Source organism: Nocardioides aquiterrae, from assembly GCF_039526625.1.
Classification (GTDB): domain Bacteria; phylum Actinomycetota; class Actinomycetes; order Propionibacteriales; family Nocardioidaceae; genus Nocardioides; species Nocardioides aquiterrae.
This window is the reverse complement of record NZ_BAAAJE010000030.1, coordinates 133,799-148,904: the sequence shown is the minus strand read 5'-3', so window position 1 is coordinate 148,904 and position 15,106 is coordinate 133,799. Positions and strand designations below refer to the sequence as shown.

The window sequence follows — 15,106 nt, the reverse complement described above, 5'->3', positions numbered from 1 at the left end:
GTCACCTTGCCTTGACTGGGTTCGTGAGGGTACCGAGGCCGGCGATCGAGATCTCGACCTCGTCGCCGACGTTCATGGGACCGACGCCCTCGGGGGTGCCGGTGAGGATGACGTCGCCGGGCAGCAGCGTCATCACGCTGGTGATGTACGAGATCAGCGTGGGGATGTCGAAGATCTGGTCGCGCGTGTTGCCGTCTTGCCTGAGCTCGCCGTTGAGGTGCGTCTGCACGCTGCGGCCCTCGGCGAAGTCGTGCGGGTCGAGGTCGGTCTCGATCCACGGGCCGAGCGGGCAGAACGAGTCGAAGCCCTTCGCGCGGGTCCACTGCCCGTCGCTCTTCTGCAGGTCGCGCGCGGTGACGTCGTTGGCGATCGTGTAGCCGTGGATCACGTCGGTGGCCTGCTCGGGCGGCACGTCGCGGCAGATCCGGCCGATCACGACCGCCAGCTCGCCCTCGTAGTGCAGGTCTTGCGTCTGCGGGGGGTAGAAGATCGGGTCGCCCGGACCGACCACGCTGGTGTTCGGCTTGAGGAACATCAGCGGCTCGGTGGGCAGGTCGTGGCCCAGCTCCGCGGCGTGCGCGGCATAGTTGCGGCCGATCGCGACGACCTTGCTGCGCGGGAGCACCGGGGCGAGGAGACGGACGTCCTCCAGCCGGTGCTCCTGGTCGAGCAGCTTCACCCCGACGTACAGGGGATCGCCGGCCAGCGCCACGACGGCGCTGTCGGGGTCCGGTTGCCCGAACTCGTCGAGCTCGCCGGTGACCACGCCGTACATGGGGTCCTCGCCCGTGGTGAATCTCGCGATGCGCACCCAGCGAGCCTATCCACCTACCATCGACGGTCGTGGAGCAGATGGACCGGACGTCGTGGGAGCCGCGCGCCGCGGCGCACGCGGCCCGGGTCGACGCCTTCGTCGGCCCCCACCTCGCGCGCCGCGAGGCCCGGGTCAAGCACCCCGTGCACGACTTCCTCTTCACCTACTACTCCCAGCGGCCGGCGCAGCTGCGGCGCTGGCACCCCGGGTACGGCGTCCGGCTGGTCGACGCCCCGGCGTACGCCGGCCTCAAGGGTTACGGGGTCTCGACAGGCTCGACCACCGGCGTGACGGAGGCGTATGTCGCCGCGCAGCGGCCGCTGCTCGTCGCGCTGCGGCGGCTGCTCGCCGCGACCGCGGAGCGGCCCGCGAACTTCGGCTGCTTCGGGATGCACGAGTGGGCGATGGTCTACCGGACCGAGGCGACGCGGCACGACTGGCCGCTGCGGCTCGGCGCGACAGGTACCGATCAGGTCGTGGAGTCGCACCGGATCGCCTGCTCGCACTTCGACGCCTACCGGTTCTTCACCCCGGCGGCGGCGCCGCTCAACACGCTCTCCCCCACCTCGGCGGACCGCCCCGACTTCGAGCAACCGGCCTGCCTGCACGCCGGCATGGACCTGTACAAGCACGCGTTCCGGCTGACGCCGATGATCCCCAGCGAGCTCGTCGCCGATGCGTTCGAGCTGGCCTGGGACATCCGGGTGCTCGACATGCGCGCGGCGCCGTACGACCTCGCCGACCTCGGGTTCGAGCCGGTGCGGGTCGAGACCCCAGCCGGCAAGGCGGAGTACGTCGAGACGCAGCGCGCGTTCGCCGAGCGCGGCGCCCCGCTGCGGCAACGGCTGATCGAGGAGTGCGACCGGCTGCTGGCCGTGGCCGGGTGACCTTCGCCCAAGGAGGTGCGGACGAGACTCTTAGGTTTGGATCGGCCAAGCTGCATCGATGTCGGGCGGGTCTGAACTGAGGCGTCGGCTTGCACCTACCTATGCGTTGCGGCCGTCAATACGATCGGATCGTGGTGGCGGATGACCGCGTGACGGTCGGACCTTGGTGGCAACGCGTCGTCTCCAAACAGCGCCGTGCCAACCACCGACTGGGGGCTAGTCTCGTCCCTGTGACGCAGAGCCCGAATGAACACCCCCCGGGCAAGAAGGTCCAAGGCAGTGACAAGACCCCGCTCTATCGGGTCGCCTATGACCAAGGACTTCGAACCCTCGATGATCAGCGCGACGAGTTCAACGCCGCTCGGGGGCGAGCTGTGCAATTCATGGCACTAGTGGCCGCCGCAACCGCCTTCCTGGTCGGAACGGGTCTCAACTCCTCCACAACAAACCGAGACGGCACGTTCTACGCGGTCGCGATCGCGGCAACTGCGCTCACGGTGCTCGCCTTGGTCAGCCTGTTCTTAACGCTGTCTCCGAGGTTGGTGTTCAACTTCCGGCTGCAGCCCCAGATTCTCCTTGAGCGCTGGATCGACCGGGAGGTTCCTGGGCCTACCGAGCCGGACCTCCTTAGGGCTCTGGCTGCGCGCATGCAAGGGATGATCGACGCGAACGAGACGATCCTGACGAAGGTCCGCATTCGATACATGTGGCTCCTCGGATCCGGAACTTTTGCGCTGCTCACGTGGGCAGTACTGGCTTGGGCTAGGGGCTAGCGACGACTAAGGACGCACCAAGAATTGCGCTGACCATGCCATAGAGTGCCCCCGTGTCAGGTACGACCCCAGAGTCGGATGAGCCGGACCACGTGCCTTGGACTCCACCGACTGATCCGGAATCGGACCCGGCCATGCCTCGGCCGCGGGCCAAGGCAGATCTGACCGGAATCGTGAATAAGTCGGAACTCGTGGAACTGCTCGCGGCGCGCTTCGAGGGGAACAAGAAGGCCGCCTCGTACGCCCTCGAGTCCGTGCTGGACACGATCACCCGCGAGGTCGCGAAGGGTGAGAAGGTCGCCATCACGGGCTTCGGGTCGTTCGAGAAGCGCGTGCGCGAGGCACGGTGGGTGCGCAACCCGCAGACCGGCGCCCGCATCAAGGCGAAGAAGACGGCGGTGCCGAAGTTCACCGCCGGGGCCGACCTCAAGAACGTGGTCTCGGGAGCGAAGAAGCTGCCGAAGCTGACCCTCACCACGTCGAGTGCCGCCGCCAAGAAGGCGGCCGCTCCGGCGAAGAAGGCCGCGGCGACGGCCGCGAAGAAGGCGACGCCGGCGAAGAAGACCACGACCGCGAAGACCGCGGCCAAGAAGGCTCCGGCCGCGAAGTCGGCACCCGCCAAGAAGGCCCCGGCGAAGAAGGCCGCCACCGCCAAGAAGGCCCCGGCGAAGAAGGCCCCGGCGAAGAAGGCTCCGGCCAAGAAGGCGCGCTAAGAAGCCAGCCGCAGGATGCGAGGTGACCTTCGCCCCTACGGACGCCGCCCGGGCCGGCCTAGCGTCGGCGGCGTGAGGAAGCCCGTCCCGAGGTGCCCGATCCGGCTCGGCGAGCCGTGCTCCCTGTGCGAGCCGGGCGTGTCCGGACCCGAGGACTGCGGGCTGGTCTGGCTGGTGATGAACGACCCGGACCTCCGCGAACGCCTCGCGGAGCTCCGGCGGGAGGCGCGGGCCGGTCAGAGGCCGGCTTCCCACCCGTCGTAGAGGCCCGCTCCGTGCCTGCTGGCGACGGCCTCGAAGAAGGTACGGGCGTCCCGGACGGCCGCAGGCGACGTCACCACGCCCTGCTGCTCGGCGACGAGGCCCCAGCCCATGCCAGCAACGGAGACCGGGCCGACCGTCACCTCCCACCCCGCCGCGGCGACGACCTCGGCCGCCGCTCGGGCGTGGGACTCGGCATGGAAGTAGAGGTAGTGCGCCCAGTCGCGCGGCTGGCTCAGGTCGCTGTCGGCTCCGAGGTGGGCGAGGACCAAGTCGTCGCCCGGGTGGCCGGTCAGCGGCTCGACGACGGGGCCGCGTCGTGATCGTCGGAAGAGCTTCATGCCCGACCCCTTCCCCGTCGAGAGCGTCGCGAGTCGTCGTCCACAGCCCTTGGCTCGCCGGAACTCCCGACTCGACCGTCAGAAGTCTCGATTCAACGGTCAGAAGTCTCGACTCAACCCTGACAGGATCGGGGCGTGTATCCCGGCCACTCGGTGCTGCAGGTGCCGGTGCCGCCACTGGAGGAGTACGTCCGGGGGCGAACCGCGCACTACGACCCGTCGTACCTCGGCGTCGGTCCGGCGTACGTGCACGCCCACGTGACCGCGCTCGGGCCCTTCGTCGACGAGCTGACCGAGGACGTCGAGCGGCGGGTCGCCGCGGTCGCCGCGGAGACCGAGCCGTTCGACTTCGTGCTGGAGCGGATCGGGCGGTTCGCGGACGGGATGCTGCACCTGCTGCCCGAGCCCGACGAGGCGTTCCGCAAGCTGACCGCGCGGCTGGTGGCGGAGTTCCCCGAGTTCCCGCCGTACGCCGGCAGGTTCGACGCGATCCCGCACCTGACGCTGGACCAGGTCTCCGACGAGGTCACCGTCGAGTCGACGCTCGCGCTGCTGGACGGCATGCTGCCGGCGTCCTGCCGGGCCGAGCGGCTGGACCTCGCGTGGTACCAGCCGAATTCCTCGCGCATCGTGAGGTCCTGGCGGTTAGGTTGACCGCATGCGACGTCTCGGAGCGCTCGTCCTCGCCCTGCTGCTCGCCGCCACCCTCGCCGGTCCGGCGCGCGCGGGTGATCCGCGCTGGGTGTTCTACTCCAAGGACAAGACCTACTACACGTCCCCGTGGTTCCAGGGCGCGCACCGGATCATGGTGCCGTTCGGCTGCACCACCGCGCCGTACTACTCCCCCGACCCGCGCTGCAAGCACGACCGCGGCTTCCACCACGGCATGGACATCGCGATGCCGTGCGGGACGCCGCTGTACACCCGGGTCCGGGTCCGCGTGGTCTCCAACGACTCGCTCGGCCCGGCGTACGGCGACAACCCGGTGCTGCTGCGCAACCGCAAGAAGCACTTCGACCTGGTGATCGGCCACACCAGGAAGGTCTACGTCCGCGAGGGCGAGATGGTCCCGAAGGGCACCCTGTTCGCTCGCGCCAACGACCGGGGCGCACCCGACGGCTGCCACCTCCACTTCGAGCAGCGCTCGGTCGGCCGCGGGCTGTCGACCGCGGTCTGGCCGCGCGCGCTGCTGAAGCTGACCCCGAGGAAGAAGACGTGACCGACGACCGGGTCCTGAAGGCGTTCTTCGCCGAGGACGGCACCCTGCACACGATCCCGAGCAGGCACGGCAAGCTGCTGGTCGTGCTCGACCGGCTCGCCCAGGAGTTCGAGCCCGGGCAGCGCTACGAGGAGGCCGAGGTGAACCTCCTGCTCAAGCGCATCCACCCCGACTACGCCGCCCTGCGGCGCTACCTCGTCGAGAACGGCTTCCTCGCCCGCGAGTCCGGCGTCTACTGGCGCATGGGCGGCACCGTCGATGTCTGAGATCCGCGGCGTCGTCCACACCGGGAGCGGCGCCGTGGTCGCCGCAGGCTAGCCCGCCGCCTGCGCGACCAGCTGCTCGATCCGCTCCGCCTCGGCGTCGCCGATCGCGAGCAGCGCGTACTCCGTGGGCCACATCTGCCCGTCGTCGAGGTGCGCGGCGTCGTTGAAGCCGAAGTTCGAGTAGCGGGCGCCGAACTTGGACGCGGGCTTGAAGAAGCACACGACCTTGCCGTCGCGGGCCCAGGCCGGCATGCCGTACCAGGTCTTGGGGTCGAGCTGGGGCGCGACCCTGCTGACGATGGCGTGGATGCGCTCGGCCATCACCCGCTCGTCGTCGGGCATCTCGGCGACCTTGGCCAGCAGCGCCTCGAGGTCGTCGGCCTTCCTGGCGCCCTTCTTGCCCTCGGCCTTGAGCTCCTCGGCGCGCGCCTTCATGGCGGCCCGCTCGGCGTCGGTGAAGCCGGAGTTGTTCCTGGTGGTCATGCCCGCCACGCTAGCCAGCGCTCAGGGCGTGTGCTTCTCGATTCCTGACCGGTTGGCGAGGCGGATGCCGTCGAGCACGATGCCCAGGCCCGCGGCGAAGTCCGACGACGGCCACGGGTCGTCGTCGATCGCGCCGGCGCTGCTCGCCTGCAGGTGGGTCTGCTCGTCGGTGACGTGGCCGAACACGAAGTGCAGCAGCGTCCGGGCCGCCGTCGGGACCAGCGCCGGATCGAGGCCGCCGTCCGCGAGCGCGGCCACCAGGTCGTCGTACGGCGCCGCGGCGCCCAGCCCGAACGAGTACGACGTCGCCACCACGTCCGCGCCGTCGCGGTAGGCGAGCATCGCGTCGCGCAGCTCGGTGCAGACCAGCGCGACCCGGTCGTCCCAGTGCTCCGGGCGCGGCCCGTGCGGCCCGCGCGCCAGGATCTCGTCCGCGACGGCGGCGAGCAGCAGCTGCTTGGTCGCGAAGTGGTGGTAGAGCGCGCTGGGCTGGACGCCGAGCTCGGTGCCGAGCCGCCGCATGGTGAGGTCGGCGAGCCCGTACACGTCGAGCACGCCGAGCGCCCGCTCGACGACGGCCTCGCGGTGGTAACGCACCTCACACGCCTCCTACTCCCCGGTCGCCGTTGACCGTGCCGGACCACGAACCCTAACCTGAACGCCGTTCACCTGACCACCGTTCAGGTGCGACCCCCGAGACGGACACAGCGAAGGACAGCGCATGGCCATGGCCGAGACCACCGAGCCCACCACCTCCGAGACGACGCCGCGGCGCCGTCGCTCGGCCACCACCGACCTCGCGCTGATCGCGGGGTTCGCCGCCCTGATCTCCGCCTGCGCCTACATCGGGGCGATCCCGGTGGGCGGCGCGGGCGTGCCGATCACCCTCCAGACCTTCGGCGTGATGCTGGCCGGCTGCGTGCTCGGCCCGGTCCGCGGCTTCCTCGCGGTGTCGCTCTACCTGCTCCTCGGCGCCATCGGCCTCCCCGTCTTCGCCGAGCACTCCTCCGGCCTCGCGGTGTTCAGCGGCCCGAGCGCGGGCTACCTGATCGCGTTCCCGATCGCGGCCGCCCTGGGCGGCTTCCTGGTCCAGTACGTCGCCCGCGAGACCCGCACCCGGGCGATCGCGGTCTTCCTCTGCTCGCTCGCCGGCAGCGTCCTGGTGATCCACCCGCTCGGCATCATCGGCATGAAGCTGTACTTCGACGTGTCGTGGCACGAGGCGTTCACCTACGACACGCCGTTCTGGATCGGCGACCTGCTCAAGACCACGCTGGTCGCGCTGGTCGCCGCCGAGGTGCACCGCGCGTTCCCGCACCTGCTCGCGCGTCGCTGATCCGACGACGACGTTGCCCACGATCAGGTTCGACGCCGCCGGGGTCCGGGTCCCGACCCCCGGCGGCGACCGGGTCGTGCTCGAGCCGACCACCGTCGAGCTCACCGAGCAGCGGGTCGGCGTCATCGGCGCGAACGGCTCCGGGAAGTCCACGCTCGCGCGCCTGGTCAACGGCCTCGTGGAGGCGACGACCGGGCGGGTGCTCGTGGACGGCGTGGACGTGGCCCGCCACGGAGCGGCGGTACGCCGCCGCGTGGGCTTCGCGTTCACCGACCCGGCCGCGCAGCTGGTGATGCCGACCTGCGTCGAGGACGTCGAGCTGTCGCTGCGCCGGCACGTCAAGGACGCGCGCCGCCGGCACGAGCTGGCACTGGGCGTCCTCGAGAGGTACGGCCTCGGCGACCACGCCACGGCCAGCGTGCACACGCTGTCCGGCGGCCAGAAGCAGCTGCTCGCGCTCGCCGGCGTGCTCGCCGTGGAGCCGGCGGTGGTGGTCGCCGACGAGCCCACCACGCTGCTGGACCTGGCCAACACCCGGCGGGTCGCGGACCTGCTGTTCGGCCTCGACCAGCAGCTGCTGCTGGTCACCCACGACCTCGAGCTGGCGCGGCGCTGCGACCGGGTGCTGGTGATCGAGGACGCGCGGGTCCGGTACGACGGCCCGGCCGACGCCGCGGTCGACGACTACCTCGCGTCGGTGGCGTCGTGACCACCCCACGAAATCGCGTGGCTCCCCCGCTCCGCTCCTCCGCCCCACGATTCCGCGGGGACCCCGGATGAGCTCTACCGGCCTGGTCGGCGTCTACCAGCCCGGCGAGAGCGTCCTGCACCGCGCGCCGGTCGGTCCCAAGCTGGCCGGGCTCGCGGCCTTCAGCCTCGCGATCGTCCTGGTGCGCAGCATGCCCGCCTCCTGGGTGTTCCTGGCCGTCGCCGTCCTGCTGGGGCTGGTCGCGCGGGTCCGGCTGGTGGTCCTGGCCCGCGCCGCCCGGACGGTCCTCCTCCTCGCCGCGTTCGTCGGTGCGATGCAGTGGTGGTGGTACGGCCGCGACAAGGCGATCGAGACGTTCGTCGACCTGGTGGCGCTGTCGGTCGCCGCGGTCGTGGTGACCGCGACGACGCCGGTCAACGCCATGCTCGACGCGCTGATCCGCTGGATCACGCCGCTGCGGCGGGTCGGCGTGGACCCCGAGAAGGTCGCGCTGGCGTTCGGCCTGGCGATCCAGGCCCTCCCCGGCACCGTCGCCCTCGCCGTCGAGACGCGCGACGCGGCCCGCGCCCGCGGCGTACGACACCCGCGCGCGTTCCTCACCCCGTTCGTGATCCGCGTCGTCGCACGCGCGCACGAGACCGGCGATGCCCTGCACGCGCGCGGGATCGGCGACGACTAGACCGGGTAGGGCACCTCGGTCCGCCAGTCGGCCTCGTCCTGGTGCGCGGCGTCCCAGATCGCCTCGCCGACCCGGTCGGGCGTGAAGCGTTCGTCCTGGCCGAGCGTGCCGCGGACGGTCACGGACACCGCGCGGATGCCGTCCTCCTTCAGGGCGGCGTCGAGGCTGCGCACCAGGTTGCGCAGGCCGGCCTTCTGCACACCGAGCGACGCGGCGCGGTGCCAGGGCTTGTCGGCGGCCAGGCTGCCGGTCGCGGTGACCCGGCCGCCGGCGGACATGAAGGGACGCGCGGCCTGCACGGCGGTCAGCAGCCCGCCGACTCCCAGGGCCACGTCCTCGAGCAGCTCGGGGACGCTCAGCTCGAGCGGGTCCTTCTCCCGGAACGCGCTGGGGTTGAAGTGCAGGACGTCGATCCGCTCCGTGTGCTCACCGAACCGGCGGATGGCCGCGGAGGTCGCCGCCACGTCGGTGATGTCCGCGACCGCGTGTCCCACGGCGACGCCGAGGCCCTCGAGCTCGCCGGCCAGCGTGAGCAGCTGCTCCTCGTCCACGCCCAGCAGGGCGACGTCGTACCCCTCGCGCGCGAAGCGGCGAGCCACCGACCCGCTGACGCCCGGCCCGGCGGCGACGACGACGATCACGGGCCGGCTCACCGGACCACCGTACTGGTCGGCGGGGACGTCGGAGGGTCAAGATCAAGTCGTGTTCGGACTCGAGATGGTCGTGCTGCTCGGCGTCGCCCTGGTCGCGTGCGGCGCGCTGGCGCGTCGCTACCCGATCGCGCCGGCGATCCTCCTGGTGCTGGCGGGAGTGCTGCTCGGGTTCGTGCCGCACCTGCGGGAGGCGCAGCTGCCCCCGGAGATCATGCTGCTCGTGTTCCTGCCGGCCCTGCTGTACTGGGAGAGCCTGACGACCTCGCTGCGCGAGATGAGGAACAACCTGCGCACCGTCGTCCTCTCCAGCACCGTGCTGGTGGCCGCGACCGCTGCCGCCGTCGCCGCGGCCGGGCACGCACTCGGGCTCGCCTGGGGGCCGGCCTGGGTCCTCGGCGCCGCGCTGGCACCCACCGACGCGACGGCGGTCGGCGTCCTGGCCCGCGGCCTGCCGCGCCGCACCGTCACGGTGCTCCGCGCCGAGAGCCTCATCAACGACGGCACCGCCCTCGTTCTCTACGGGCTGGCGGTGGGAGTGACGGTCGGTGAGCAGGAGCTCGGCCCCTGGCACGTCACCTGGATGCTGGCGTGGTCCTACGCCGGAGGGGTGCTCGCCGGCGCGCTCGTCGGGCTGCTCAGCTGGCAGGTGCGCCGCCGGATGGACGACCCGATGCTCGAGAGCATCGCGATGCTGGTGACGCCGTTCGCCGCCTTCCTGCTCGCCGACGCCGCCCACGCCTCCGGGGTGCTGGCCGTCGTGTGCTGCGGACTGTTCATGAGCCAGGTGTCGCCACGGGTCACCGGGGCCGCGGCGCGCCAGATCATGCTGCCGTTCTGGGCGCTGTCCACGACGGTGCTCAGCAGTGCGCTCTTCGTGCTCGTGGGGATCTCCGTGCAGTCCGCCGTCCGGGACCTGAGCAGCACCACCCTTCTGCGGGCGCTCGTCGACGTCGTCGTCATCACCGCCGTCGTGATCGGGGTGCGGTGGGTGTGGGTCTACACCACGCCGTACCTGATCCGGCTCCTCGACCGCCGCCCCGCCCAGCGGTTGCGCCGCGTCCCGGCGCGGCAGCGCACCGTCACCGCGATCGCCGGGTTCCGCGGCGCCGTGTCGCTGGCCGCCGTCCTCGCCGTGCCGCACACCCTGGACTCGGGCGAGCCGTTCCCCGACAGGGACCTCATCGTGCTGATCGCCTGCGGGGTCATCGTGCTGACCCTGCTCCAAGCGCTGTTCCTGCCGGCGGTCGTGCGGTTCGCGCGGCTGCCCGCGGACACGGCGGTCGACGAGGAGCTCCAGCTCGCCGACGAGTACTCCCTCGATGCGGCGATCGATGCTCTCGACGACACGGCCAGCGAGCTCGGCAGCGGCGATGCGGTGGTCGAGCAGGTCCGCCGCGAGCTGGACAAGCAACGGCTGCTGGCATCCGCCGGTGAGGGGGACGACCCCATCATCGAGCACGACGACCAGTACCGAGACCTCTCGCTCGCGCTCCTCGGCCGGCGGCGCGACGCGCTCCTCGGGCTGCGCGACGCGCAACGCATCGACGACATCGTGCTGCGCCGGCTGCAGCACCGCCTCGACCAGGAGGAGGTGCGGTTCGCGCGAGCGAATCCCCTCGAGTGAGGCCGGTCACCATCTCGGCGGTCGGCGGTCGTGCCACGGAGCCGCGGCCTCGACCTGGGCGGAGAGCGCCAGCAGCAGCTCCTCCTCGGCGGGCCGGGCCGCCAGCATGACGCCGACCGGTAGCCCGTCGTCGGTCCAGTGCAGGGGCAGCGAGACCGCGGGCATGCCGGTGACGTTCCACGCCGACGTCCAGGGCGTGAACGCCTTCTGCGCCTCGAAGTCCGCCTCCGGATGCGCGTCGTCCCGCATCGCCCCGACCGGCAGCGGCGGGGTCGCCAGCGTCGGCGTCAGCACGGCGTCGTACGGCGCCAGCGCCTCGAGCGCGCCCGCGGCGTACCGTCGCATCGCGCCGATCGCGAGCCCGAACTCCGGACCGCTCACCGCGCGGCCGCGCTCGGAGAGCCAGCGGGTCAGCGGGCGGAGCAGGTGCTCCTTCTCGGGTGGCACGACCGACAGCGCGGTCAGCACCGCCCAGCAGGTCTCGAAGGTGGCCACCGCCTCGCGCGGCAGCGGCACCTCGACGTCGACGACCTCGTGGCCGAGGGACTCCAGCAGCCGCGACGCGTCCTCCCAGGCGCGGACGCACGCGGGGTCGACGGCGGTGTCGGTGATGACCGGCGCGAGGAAGCGCGCGACCCGGAGCCGGCCCGGCTCCCGGTCGCAGGCGGCCAGGAACGTGTCGGACGGGGGTGGCGCCCAGGCGGGGTCGCCCACCCGGCGGCCGGCGAGGGCGTCGAGCATCGCCGCCGCGTCGCGCACGGTGCGGGCGATCGGCCCGGCCGTCGCCAGGCCCACGGGGTCGCCGTACATCGGGCTACCGCTGATCCGGCCCCGCGAGGGCTTGAGGCCGACGAGCCCGCAGCAGGACGCCGGGATCCGGATCGAGCCGCCGCCGTCCGAGCCCTGGGCGACCGGCACCAGGCCGGCCGCGACCGCCGCCGCGGCGCCGCCGGACGAGCCGCCCGCCGTGCGGCCGCGGTCCCACGGCGTGACCGCGGGCGGCGCGACGTCCGGCTCGGTGTAGCAGGGCGAGCCGAACTCCGGCGTGTTGGTCTTGCCCAGGCTGACCATCCCGGCGGCCTCGAGCGAGAGCGTGACGTTGTCGGAGACGTCGGGCACGAAGTCCGCGAACGCCGCCGACCCGAACGTGGTGCGCACGCCCGCGGTCAGGTTCAGGTCCTTGATCGCGGTCGGCACCCCGAACAGCGGGCCGGCGTCCGGGCCCGGATCCCCCAGCGCGCCGGCGCGCTCGCGGGCCGGCTCCGGCGTGAGCGTGACGAACGCGCCGACCGAGTCGAGCCGGTCGGCGCGTTCGAGGTAGTGGTCGACGAGCTCGCGCGGTGACACCGCGCGGCGCCGCACGAGCGCACCCTGCTCCAGCGCGGTCAGGTCATGGAGTTCGGCCACGACCCGACCGTAGTGGTCGGGCCGCCGGTCAGGCGGCGACGGTGGCGGGCTCGTACTCCGCCAGCGTGCGCACGGCGCGGTTGAGCCGGTCGAGCACGTCGGGGTCGGTCAGCACGTCGACCTCGATCGCGGACTGGGAGACCGTGACGTCCTCGACCACCGTCGCGCCGGCGATCCGGGCCGAGCGGGCGGCGTCCTCGTGCGCCCACTTGCCGCCGTACGGCGTGGGGGTCGCGCCGACGACACCGAACGGCTTGCCCACCAGGGCGCCGGCGCCGTACGGGCGGGACAGCCAGTCGATCGCGTTGTTGAGCACGGCCGGCATGGTGCCGTTGTACTCGGGGGTGACCGCGAGGACGCGGTCGGCGGCACCGACCCGCTCGCGGAGCGCCGCGGCGGACGCGGGCACGTCGCGCGGGTTGTCGATGTCCTCGTTGTAGAACGGGATCGCGCCCAGGCCGTCGACGATGTCGACCGTCACGCCCTCGGGGGCCTGCTCGGCGAGGAGCTCGGCGAGCTTGCGGTTCACGGAGTCGGTGCGGAGGCTGCCGACCAGAACGGCAATGGTGGTGTCAGTCATGACCACTAAACGGACCACGGTCCGTTTTCTATTCCCGGGTCGCCGGTGGGGTCGGTCACTAGGGTGAGCGCGACATGTCCCACCCCTCGACCGAGCCGCAGCCGCTCCCGCTCCTGGGCGGTCCCCCGCCCGAGCGCCGCGACGCCGCCCGCAACCGCGAGCGGCTGCTGGACGCCGCGACGGAGCTCGTCGAGCGGTGCGGCCCGCGCGGGGTCACCATGGACGCCGTCGCGACGGCCGCGGGGGTCGGGAAGGGCACGGTGTTCCGCCGGTTCCAGTCCCGCGAGGGGCTGATGGCGGCCGTGCTCGACCACTCCGAGACCGAGTGGCAGGCCCAGGTTCTCTCCGGGCCACCGCCGCTCGGGCCGGGCGCGGACCCGTGGGACCGGCTGCTGGCGTTCGGCCGGACCCGGCTCGAGACCACGATCCTGCACGCCGAGCTGATCCGGGAGGCCGACCGGAGCGGCGGGAGCGCGGGCGGCGCCCTGGCGTTCGCCACGGCGCACGTCCGCCATCTCCTCACCCAGCTCGGGGTCGAGGGCAACCTGACGATCCTCTCGACCGCCCTGCTCGCACCGCTTCTGCTGCCGCTCCGCGAGCAGCAGGTCGACCTGGAGCAGTTCCCGGTCGACCGGGTCTACGAGGGCTGGGTCGACCTCGCCCGCCGGGTCACGCGCCGCCCGTAGCCGCCTCGTGCCGGCGCAGGCCGAACGTCACCCCGTCGACCAGCGCGCCCCACGACGCCTCGATGACGTTGGCGCCGACGCCGACGGTGACCCAGGACGCCTCGCCGTCGGTGGTCTCGATCAGCACCCGGGTGATCGCGTCGGTGCCGTGCCCCTGGTCCAGGATGCGCACCTTGTAGTCGATCAGCTCGAACTTGGCGACCTCGGGGTAGGCCCGCTCGATCGCGTGTCGCAGCGCCTGGTCGAGCGCGTTGACCGGGCCGTTGCCCTCGCCGGTGACGACGTAGCGGACGCCGTCGGCCCGCAGCTTGACCGTCGCCTCCGACGTCGCGTCGTCGCCGGGCCGGGTCTCGGTGATCACCCGCCACGACTCGACCTCGAAGTACGCCGGGCGCGCGCCCTCGACCTCCTCGACCAGGAGCAGCTCGAACGACGCGTCCGCGGCCTCGAACGTGTAGCCACGGCTCTCGAGGACCTTGACGCGGTCGGTGATCCGGGTGACCAGCTCGCGGTCGCCGGACAGGTCGAACCCGAGCTCGCGGCCCTTCAGCTCGATCGACGCGCGGCCGGCCATGTCGGACACCAGCAGCCGCATGTCGTTGCCGACCCCGGCCGGGTCCATGTGCTGGTAGAGGTCCGGGTCGACCTTGATCGCGCTCGCGTGCAGGCCGGCCTTGTGCGTGAACGCGGACGCGCCGACGTACGGCTGCCGCGACGCGGGCGGGAAGTTCGTGACCTCGGCGACCGCGTGGGCGATCCGGGTGGCCTCGCCGAGCAGGCCCTGCGGCAGCACCTCGCGGCCGAGCTTGAGCTCGAGGTTCGCGACCACCGCGACGAGGTCGGCGTTGCCGGTGCGCTCGCCGTAGCCGTTGATCGTGCCCTGGACATGGGTCGCGCCGGCGTCGACCGCGGCGAGCGTGTTCGCGACCGCGCAGCCGGTGTCGTTGTGGCAGTGGATGCCCACCCGCACCTGGGCGTTCTCGCGCACGTCGTGCACGACGTCGGCCACCCAGCCGGGGAGCATGCCGCCGTTGGTGTCGCAGAGCGCGATCACCTCGGCGCCGGCGCCGTACGCCGTGCGCAGCACCTCGAGCGCGTAGTCGCGGTTGGCCCGGTAGCCGTCGAAGAAGTGCTCGGCGTCCAGGAAGACCGTCTGCCCCTCGGCGGTGAGGTGGCTGACGGTGTCGCGGATCATCTCGAGGTTCTCCTCGAGCGTCGTGCGCAGCGCGAGGTCGACGTGGCGGTCGTGCGACTTCGCGACCAGCGTGACCACGCTCGCCCCGCTGTCGCGCAGGGCCGCGACCAGCGGGTCGTCGGCGGCCTTGACCCCGGCGCGCCGGGTGGCGCCGAACGCCGCGAGCTTCGCGTGCTTCAGGTCCAGCTCGGCCGCGGCGCGGCGGAAGAACTCGGTGTCCTTGGGGTTCGCTCCGGGCCAGCCGCCCTCGATGTAGCCGACGCCGAGGCCGTCGAGCTGCCGCGCGATGGCGAGCTTGTCGGTGACCGAGAGGTTGAGACCCTCCTGCTGCGCGCCGTCGCGCAGGGTGGTGTCGTAGACGTGGAAGGCGCCGTGGAGGTCCATCGGGTTCTCTCTCATGCGGTTTCGGACACAAAAAAACCTCTCGGGGGACGAGAGGTCGGCGCGTCGGGTTGGGCACTCGACGCGCTAGGAAATGAT

At 72.1% G+C, this 15,106-nt stretch carries 20 protein-coding genes; 12 read left to right on the top strand and 8 right to left on the bottom strand.

The features are described 5' to 3' along the window. Nucleotide 1: 1 nt before the first annotated feature. Nucleotides 2-811: a fumarylacetoacetate hydrolase family protein gene (locus ABD086_RS23060; RefSeq protein WP_343910604.1), complete on the bottom strand. Its 810-nt coding sequence runs from the start codon at nt 809-811 to the stop codon at nt 2-4. Nucleotides 812-852: 41 nt separating this feature from the next. Here ABD086_RS23060 and ABD086_RS23055 point away from each other — a divergent pair, with 41 nt between their 5' ends. The 4 genes from ABD086_RS23055 to ABD086_RS23040 all read left to right on the top strand — a co-directional run bounded on the left by ABD086_RS23055 (nt 853) and on the right by ABD086_RS23040 (nt 3,451). Then, nucleotides 853-1,701: a 3-methyladenine DNA glycosylase gene (locus tag ABD086_RS23055; RefSeq protein ID WP_343910919.1), complete on the top strand. Its 849-nt coding sequence runs from the start codon at nt 853-855 to the stop codon at nt 1,699-1,701. Between the two features lie 230 nt (nt 1,702-1,931). Then, nucleotides 1,932-2,474, top strand: a complete 543-nt coding sequence (locus tag ABD086_RS23050; RefSeq protein WP_343910602.1) for a hypothetical protein — start codon at nt 1,932-1,934, stop codon at nt 2,472-2,474. 134 nt (nt 2,475-2,608) lie between these two features. Next, entirely contained in the window at nt 2,609-3,187 is a 579-nt protein-coding gene (locus ABD086_RS23045; protein WP_343910600.1) for an HU family DNA-binding protein, read from the top strand. Between the two features lie 72 nt (nt 3,188-3,259). Next, a complete protein-coding gene (locus tag ABD086_RS23040; RefSeq protein WP_343910598.1) occupies nt 3,260-3,451 on the top strand; it encodes a DUF6767 domain-containing protein in 192 nt (63 codons plus the stop codon). On the opposite strand, the gene ABD086_RS23035 is transcribed toward ABD086_RS23040, so the two are convergent. Beyond that, the gene (locus tag ABD086_RS23035) at nt 3,424-3,789 is read right to left on the bottom strand and encodes a ribonuclease E inhibitor RraB (protein WP_343910596.1); all 366 of its coding nucleotides are present in this window, start codon (nt 3,787-3,789) and stop codon (nt 3,424-3,426) included. The genes ABD086_RS23040 and ABD086_RS23035 overlap by 28 nt on opposite strands. 135 nt (nt 3,790-3,924) lie before the next feature. Here ABD086_RS23035 and ABD086_RS23030 point away from each other — a divergent pair, with 135 nt between their 5' ends. From ABD086_RS23030 to ABD086_RS23020, 3 genes are read left to right on the top strand one after another with little or no spacing between them, the layout of a single operon-like run. Next, nucleotides 3,925-4,443: a 2'-5' RNA ligase family protein gene (locus tag ABD086_RS23030; RefSeq protein ID WP_343910594.1), complete on the top strand. Its 519-nt coding sequence runs from the start codon at nt 3,925-3,927 to the stop codon at nt 4,441-4,443. A gap of 4 nt (nt 4,444-4,447) precedes the next feature. Then, the gene (locus tag ABD086_RS23025; protein WP_343910592.1) at nt 4,448-5,008 is read left to right on the top strand and encodes a M23 family metallopeptidase; all 561 of its coding nucleotides are present in this window, start codon (nt 4,448-4,450) and stop codon (nt 5,006-5,008) included. After that, a complete protein-coding gene (locus tag ABD086_RS23020; RefSeq protein ID WP_296607015.1) occupies nt 5,005-5,274 on the top strand; it encodes a DUF2087 domain-containing protein in 270 nt (89 codons plus the stop codon). The genes ABD086_RS23025 and ABD086_RS23020 overlap by 4 nt, the downstream gene beginning before the upstream one ends. 48 nt (nt 5,275-5,322) lie before the next feature. Here the strand turns inward: ABD086_RS23020 and ABD086_RS23015 are convergent, their stop codons facing one another. Both ABD086_RS23015 and ABD086_RS23010 read right to left on the bottom strand, forming a co-directional pair. After that, nucleotides 5,323-5,757 carry an iron chaperone gene (locus tag ABD086_RS23015; protein ID WP_343910587.1) on the bottom strand — a complete coding sequence of 145 codons (435 nt, stop codon included), beginning with the start codon at nt 5,755-5,757 and terminating at the stop codon, nt 5,323-5,325. Between the two features lie 21 nt (nt 5,758-5,778). Then, the gene (locus ABD086_RS23010) at nt 5,779-6,354 is read right to left on the bottom strand and encodes a TetR/AcrR family transcriptional regulator C-terminal domain-containing protein (protein WP_343910585.1); all 576 of its coding nucleotides are present in this window, start codon (nt 6,352-6,354) and stop codon (nt 5,779-5,781) included. 130 nt (nt 6,355-6,484) lie between these two features. On the opposite strand from ABD086_RS23010, the gene ABD086_RS23005 reads away from it, so the two are divergent. The 3 genes from ABD086_RS23005 to ABD086_RS22995 all read left to right on the top strand — a co-directional run bounded on the left by ABD086_RS23005 (nt 6,485) and on the right by ABD086_RS22995 (nt 8,481). Then, entirely contained in the window at nt 6,485-7,093 is a 609-nt protein-coding gene (locus tag ABD086_RS23005; RefSeq protein ID WP_343910583.1) for a biotin transporter BioY, read from the top strand. A gap of 13 nt (nt 7,094-7,106) precedes the next feature. Further along, nucleotides 7,107-7,802: an energy-coupling factor ABC transporter ATP-binding protein gene (locus tag ABD086_RS23000; protein WP_343910581.1), complete on the top strand. Its 696-nt coding sequence runs from the start codon at nt 7,107-7,109 to the stop codon at nt 7,800-7,802. A 67-nt stretch (nt 7,803-7,869) separates the two neighbouring features. Further along, the gene (locus ABD086_RS22995) at nt 7,870-8,481 is read left to right on the top strand and encodes an energy-coupling factor transporter transmembrane component T family protein (protein ID WP_343910579.1); all 612 of its coding nucleotides are present in this window, start codon (nt 7,870-7,872) and stop codon (nt 8,479-8,481) included. Here the strand turns inward: ABD086_RS22995 and ABD086_RS22990 are convergent. Continuing rightward, on the bottom strand, nt 8,478-9,134 hold the full coding sequence (locus ABD086_RS22990) for an SDR family oxidoreductase (RefSeq protein ID WP_343910578.1): 657 nt from the start codon (nt 9,132-9,134) through the stop codon (nt 8,478-8,480). The genes ABD086_RS22995 and ABD086_RS22990 overlap by 4 nt on opposite strands. Before the next feature lie 49 nt (nt 9,135-9,183). Between ABD086_RS22990 and ABD086_RS22985 the strand changes: the two genes are divergently transcribed. Continuing rightward, a complete protein-coding gene (locus ABD086_RS22985; RefSeq protein WP_343910577.1) occupies nt 9,184-10,758 on the top strand; it encodes a Na+/H+ antiporter in 1,575 nt (524 codons plus the stop codon). Nucleotides 10,759-10,764: 6 nt separating this feature from the next. Here the strand turns inward: ABD086_RS22985 and ABD086_RS22980 are convergent, their stop codons facing one another. Both ABD086_RS22980 and ABD086_RS22975 read right to left on the bottom strand, forming a co-directional pair. Continuing rightward, nucleotides 10,765-12,165, bottom strand: coding sequence for an amidase (locus ABD086_RS22980; RefSeq protein ID WP_343910576.1), 1,401 nt, complete (start codon nt 12,163-12,165; stop codon nt 10,765-10,767). Between the two features lie 28 nt (nt 12,166-12,193). Beyond that, the gene (locus ABD086_RS22975) at nt 12,194-12,745 is read right to left on the bottom strand and encodes an NAD(P)H-dependent oxidoreductase (protein ID WP_343910574.1); all 552 of its coding nucleotides are present in this window, start codon (nt 12,743-12,745) and stop codon (nt 12,194-12,196) included. Between the two features lie 74 nt (nt 12,746-12,819). Here ABD086_RS22975 and ABD086_RS22970 point away from each other — a divergent pair, with 74 nt between their 5' ends. Then, on the top strand, nt 12,820-13,431 hold the full coding sequence (locus ABD086_RS22970; RefSeq protein ID WP_343910572.1) for a TetR/AcrR family transcriptional regulator: 612 nt from the start codon (nt 12,820-12,822) through the stop codon (nt 13,429-13,431). Here the strand turns inward: ABD086_RS22970 and cimA are convergent. Next, nucleotides 13,415-15,010, bottom strand: coding sequence for a citramalate synthase (cimA, locus tag ABD086_RS22965; RefSeq protein ID WP_343910917.1), 1,596 nt, complete (start codon nt 15,008-15,010; stop codon nt 13,415-13,417). The genes ABD086_RS22970 and cimA overlap by 17 nt on opposite strands. Between the last annotated feature and the right edge of the window lie 96 nt (nt 15,011-15,106).

What these genes read in the sequence shown, in the direction of transcription:
- ABD086_RS23025 (WP_343910592.1), top strand. Translation starts at nt 4,448, where the DNA reads ATGCGACGTCTCGGAGCGCTCGTCCTCGCCCTGCTGCTCGCCGCCACC.
- ABD086_RS23015 (WP_343910587.1), bottom strand. Translation starts at nt 5,757, where the DNA reads ATGACCACCAGGAACAACTCCGGCTTCACCGACGCCGAGCGGGCCGCC.
- ABD086_RS22995 (WP_343910579.1), top strand. Translation starts at nt 7,870, where the DNA reads ATGAGCTCTACCGGCCTGGTCGGCGTCTACCAGCCCGGCGAGAGCGTC.
- ABD086_RS22970 (WP_343910572.1), top strand. Translation starts at nt 12,820, where the DNA reads ATGTCCCACCCCTCGACCGAGCCGCAGCCGCTCCCGCTCCTGGGCGGT.
- ABD086_RS23035 (WP_343910596.1), bottom strand. Translation starts at nt 3,789, where the DNA reads ATGAAGCTCTTCCGACGATCACGACGCGGCCCCGTCGTCGAGCCGCTG.
- ABD086_RS23005 (WP_343910583.1), top strand. Translation starts at nt 6,485, where the DNA reads ATGGCCGAGACCACCGAGCCCACCACCTCCGAGACGACGCCGCGGCGC.
- cimA (WP_343910917.1), bottom strand. Translation starts at nt 15,010, where the DNA reads ATGGACCTCCACGGCGCCTTCCACGTCTACGACACCACCCTGCGCGAC.
- ABD086_RS22975 (WP_343910574.1), bottom strand. Translation starts at nt 12,745, where the DNA reads ATGACTGACACCACCATTGCCGTTCTGGTCGGCAGCCTCCGCACCGAC.
- ABD086_RS23055 (WP_343910919.1), top strand. Translation starts at nt 853, where the DNA reads ATGGACCGGACGTCGTGGGAGCCGCGCGCCGCGGCGCACGCGGCCCGG.
- ABD086_RS23045 (WP_343910600.1), top strand. Translation starts at nt 2,609, where the DNA reads ATGCCTCGGCCGCGGGCCAAGGCAGATCTGACCGGAATCGTGAATAAG.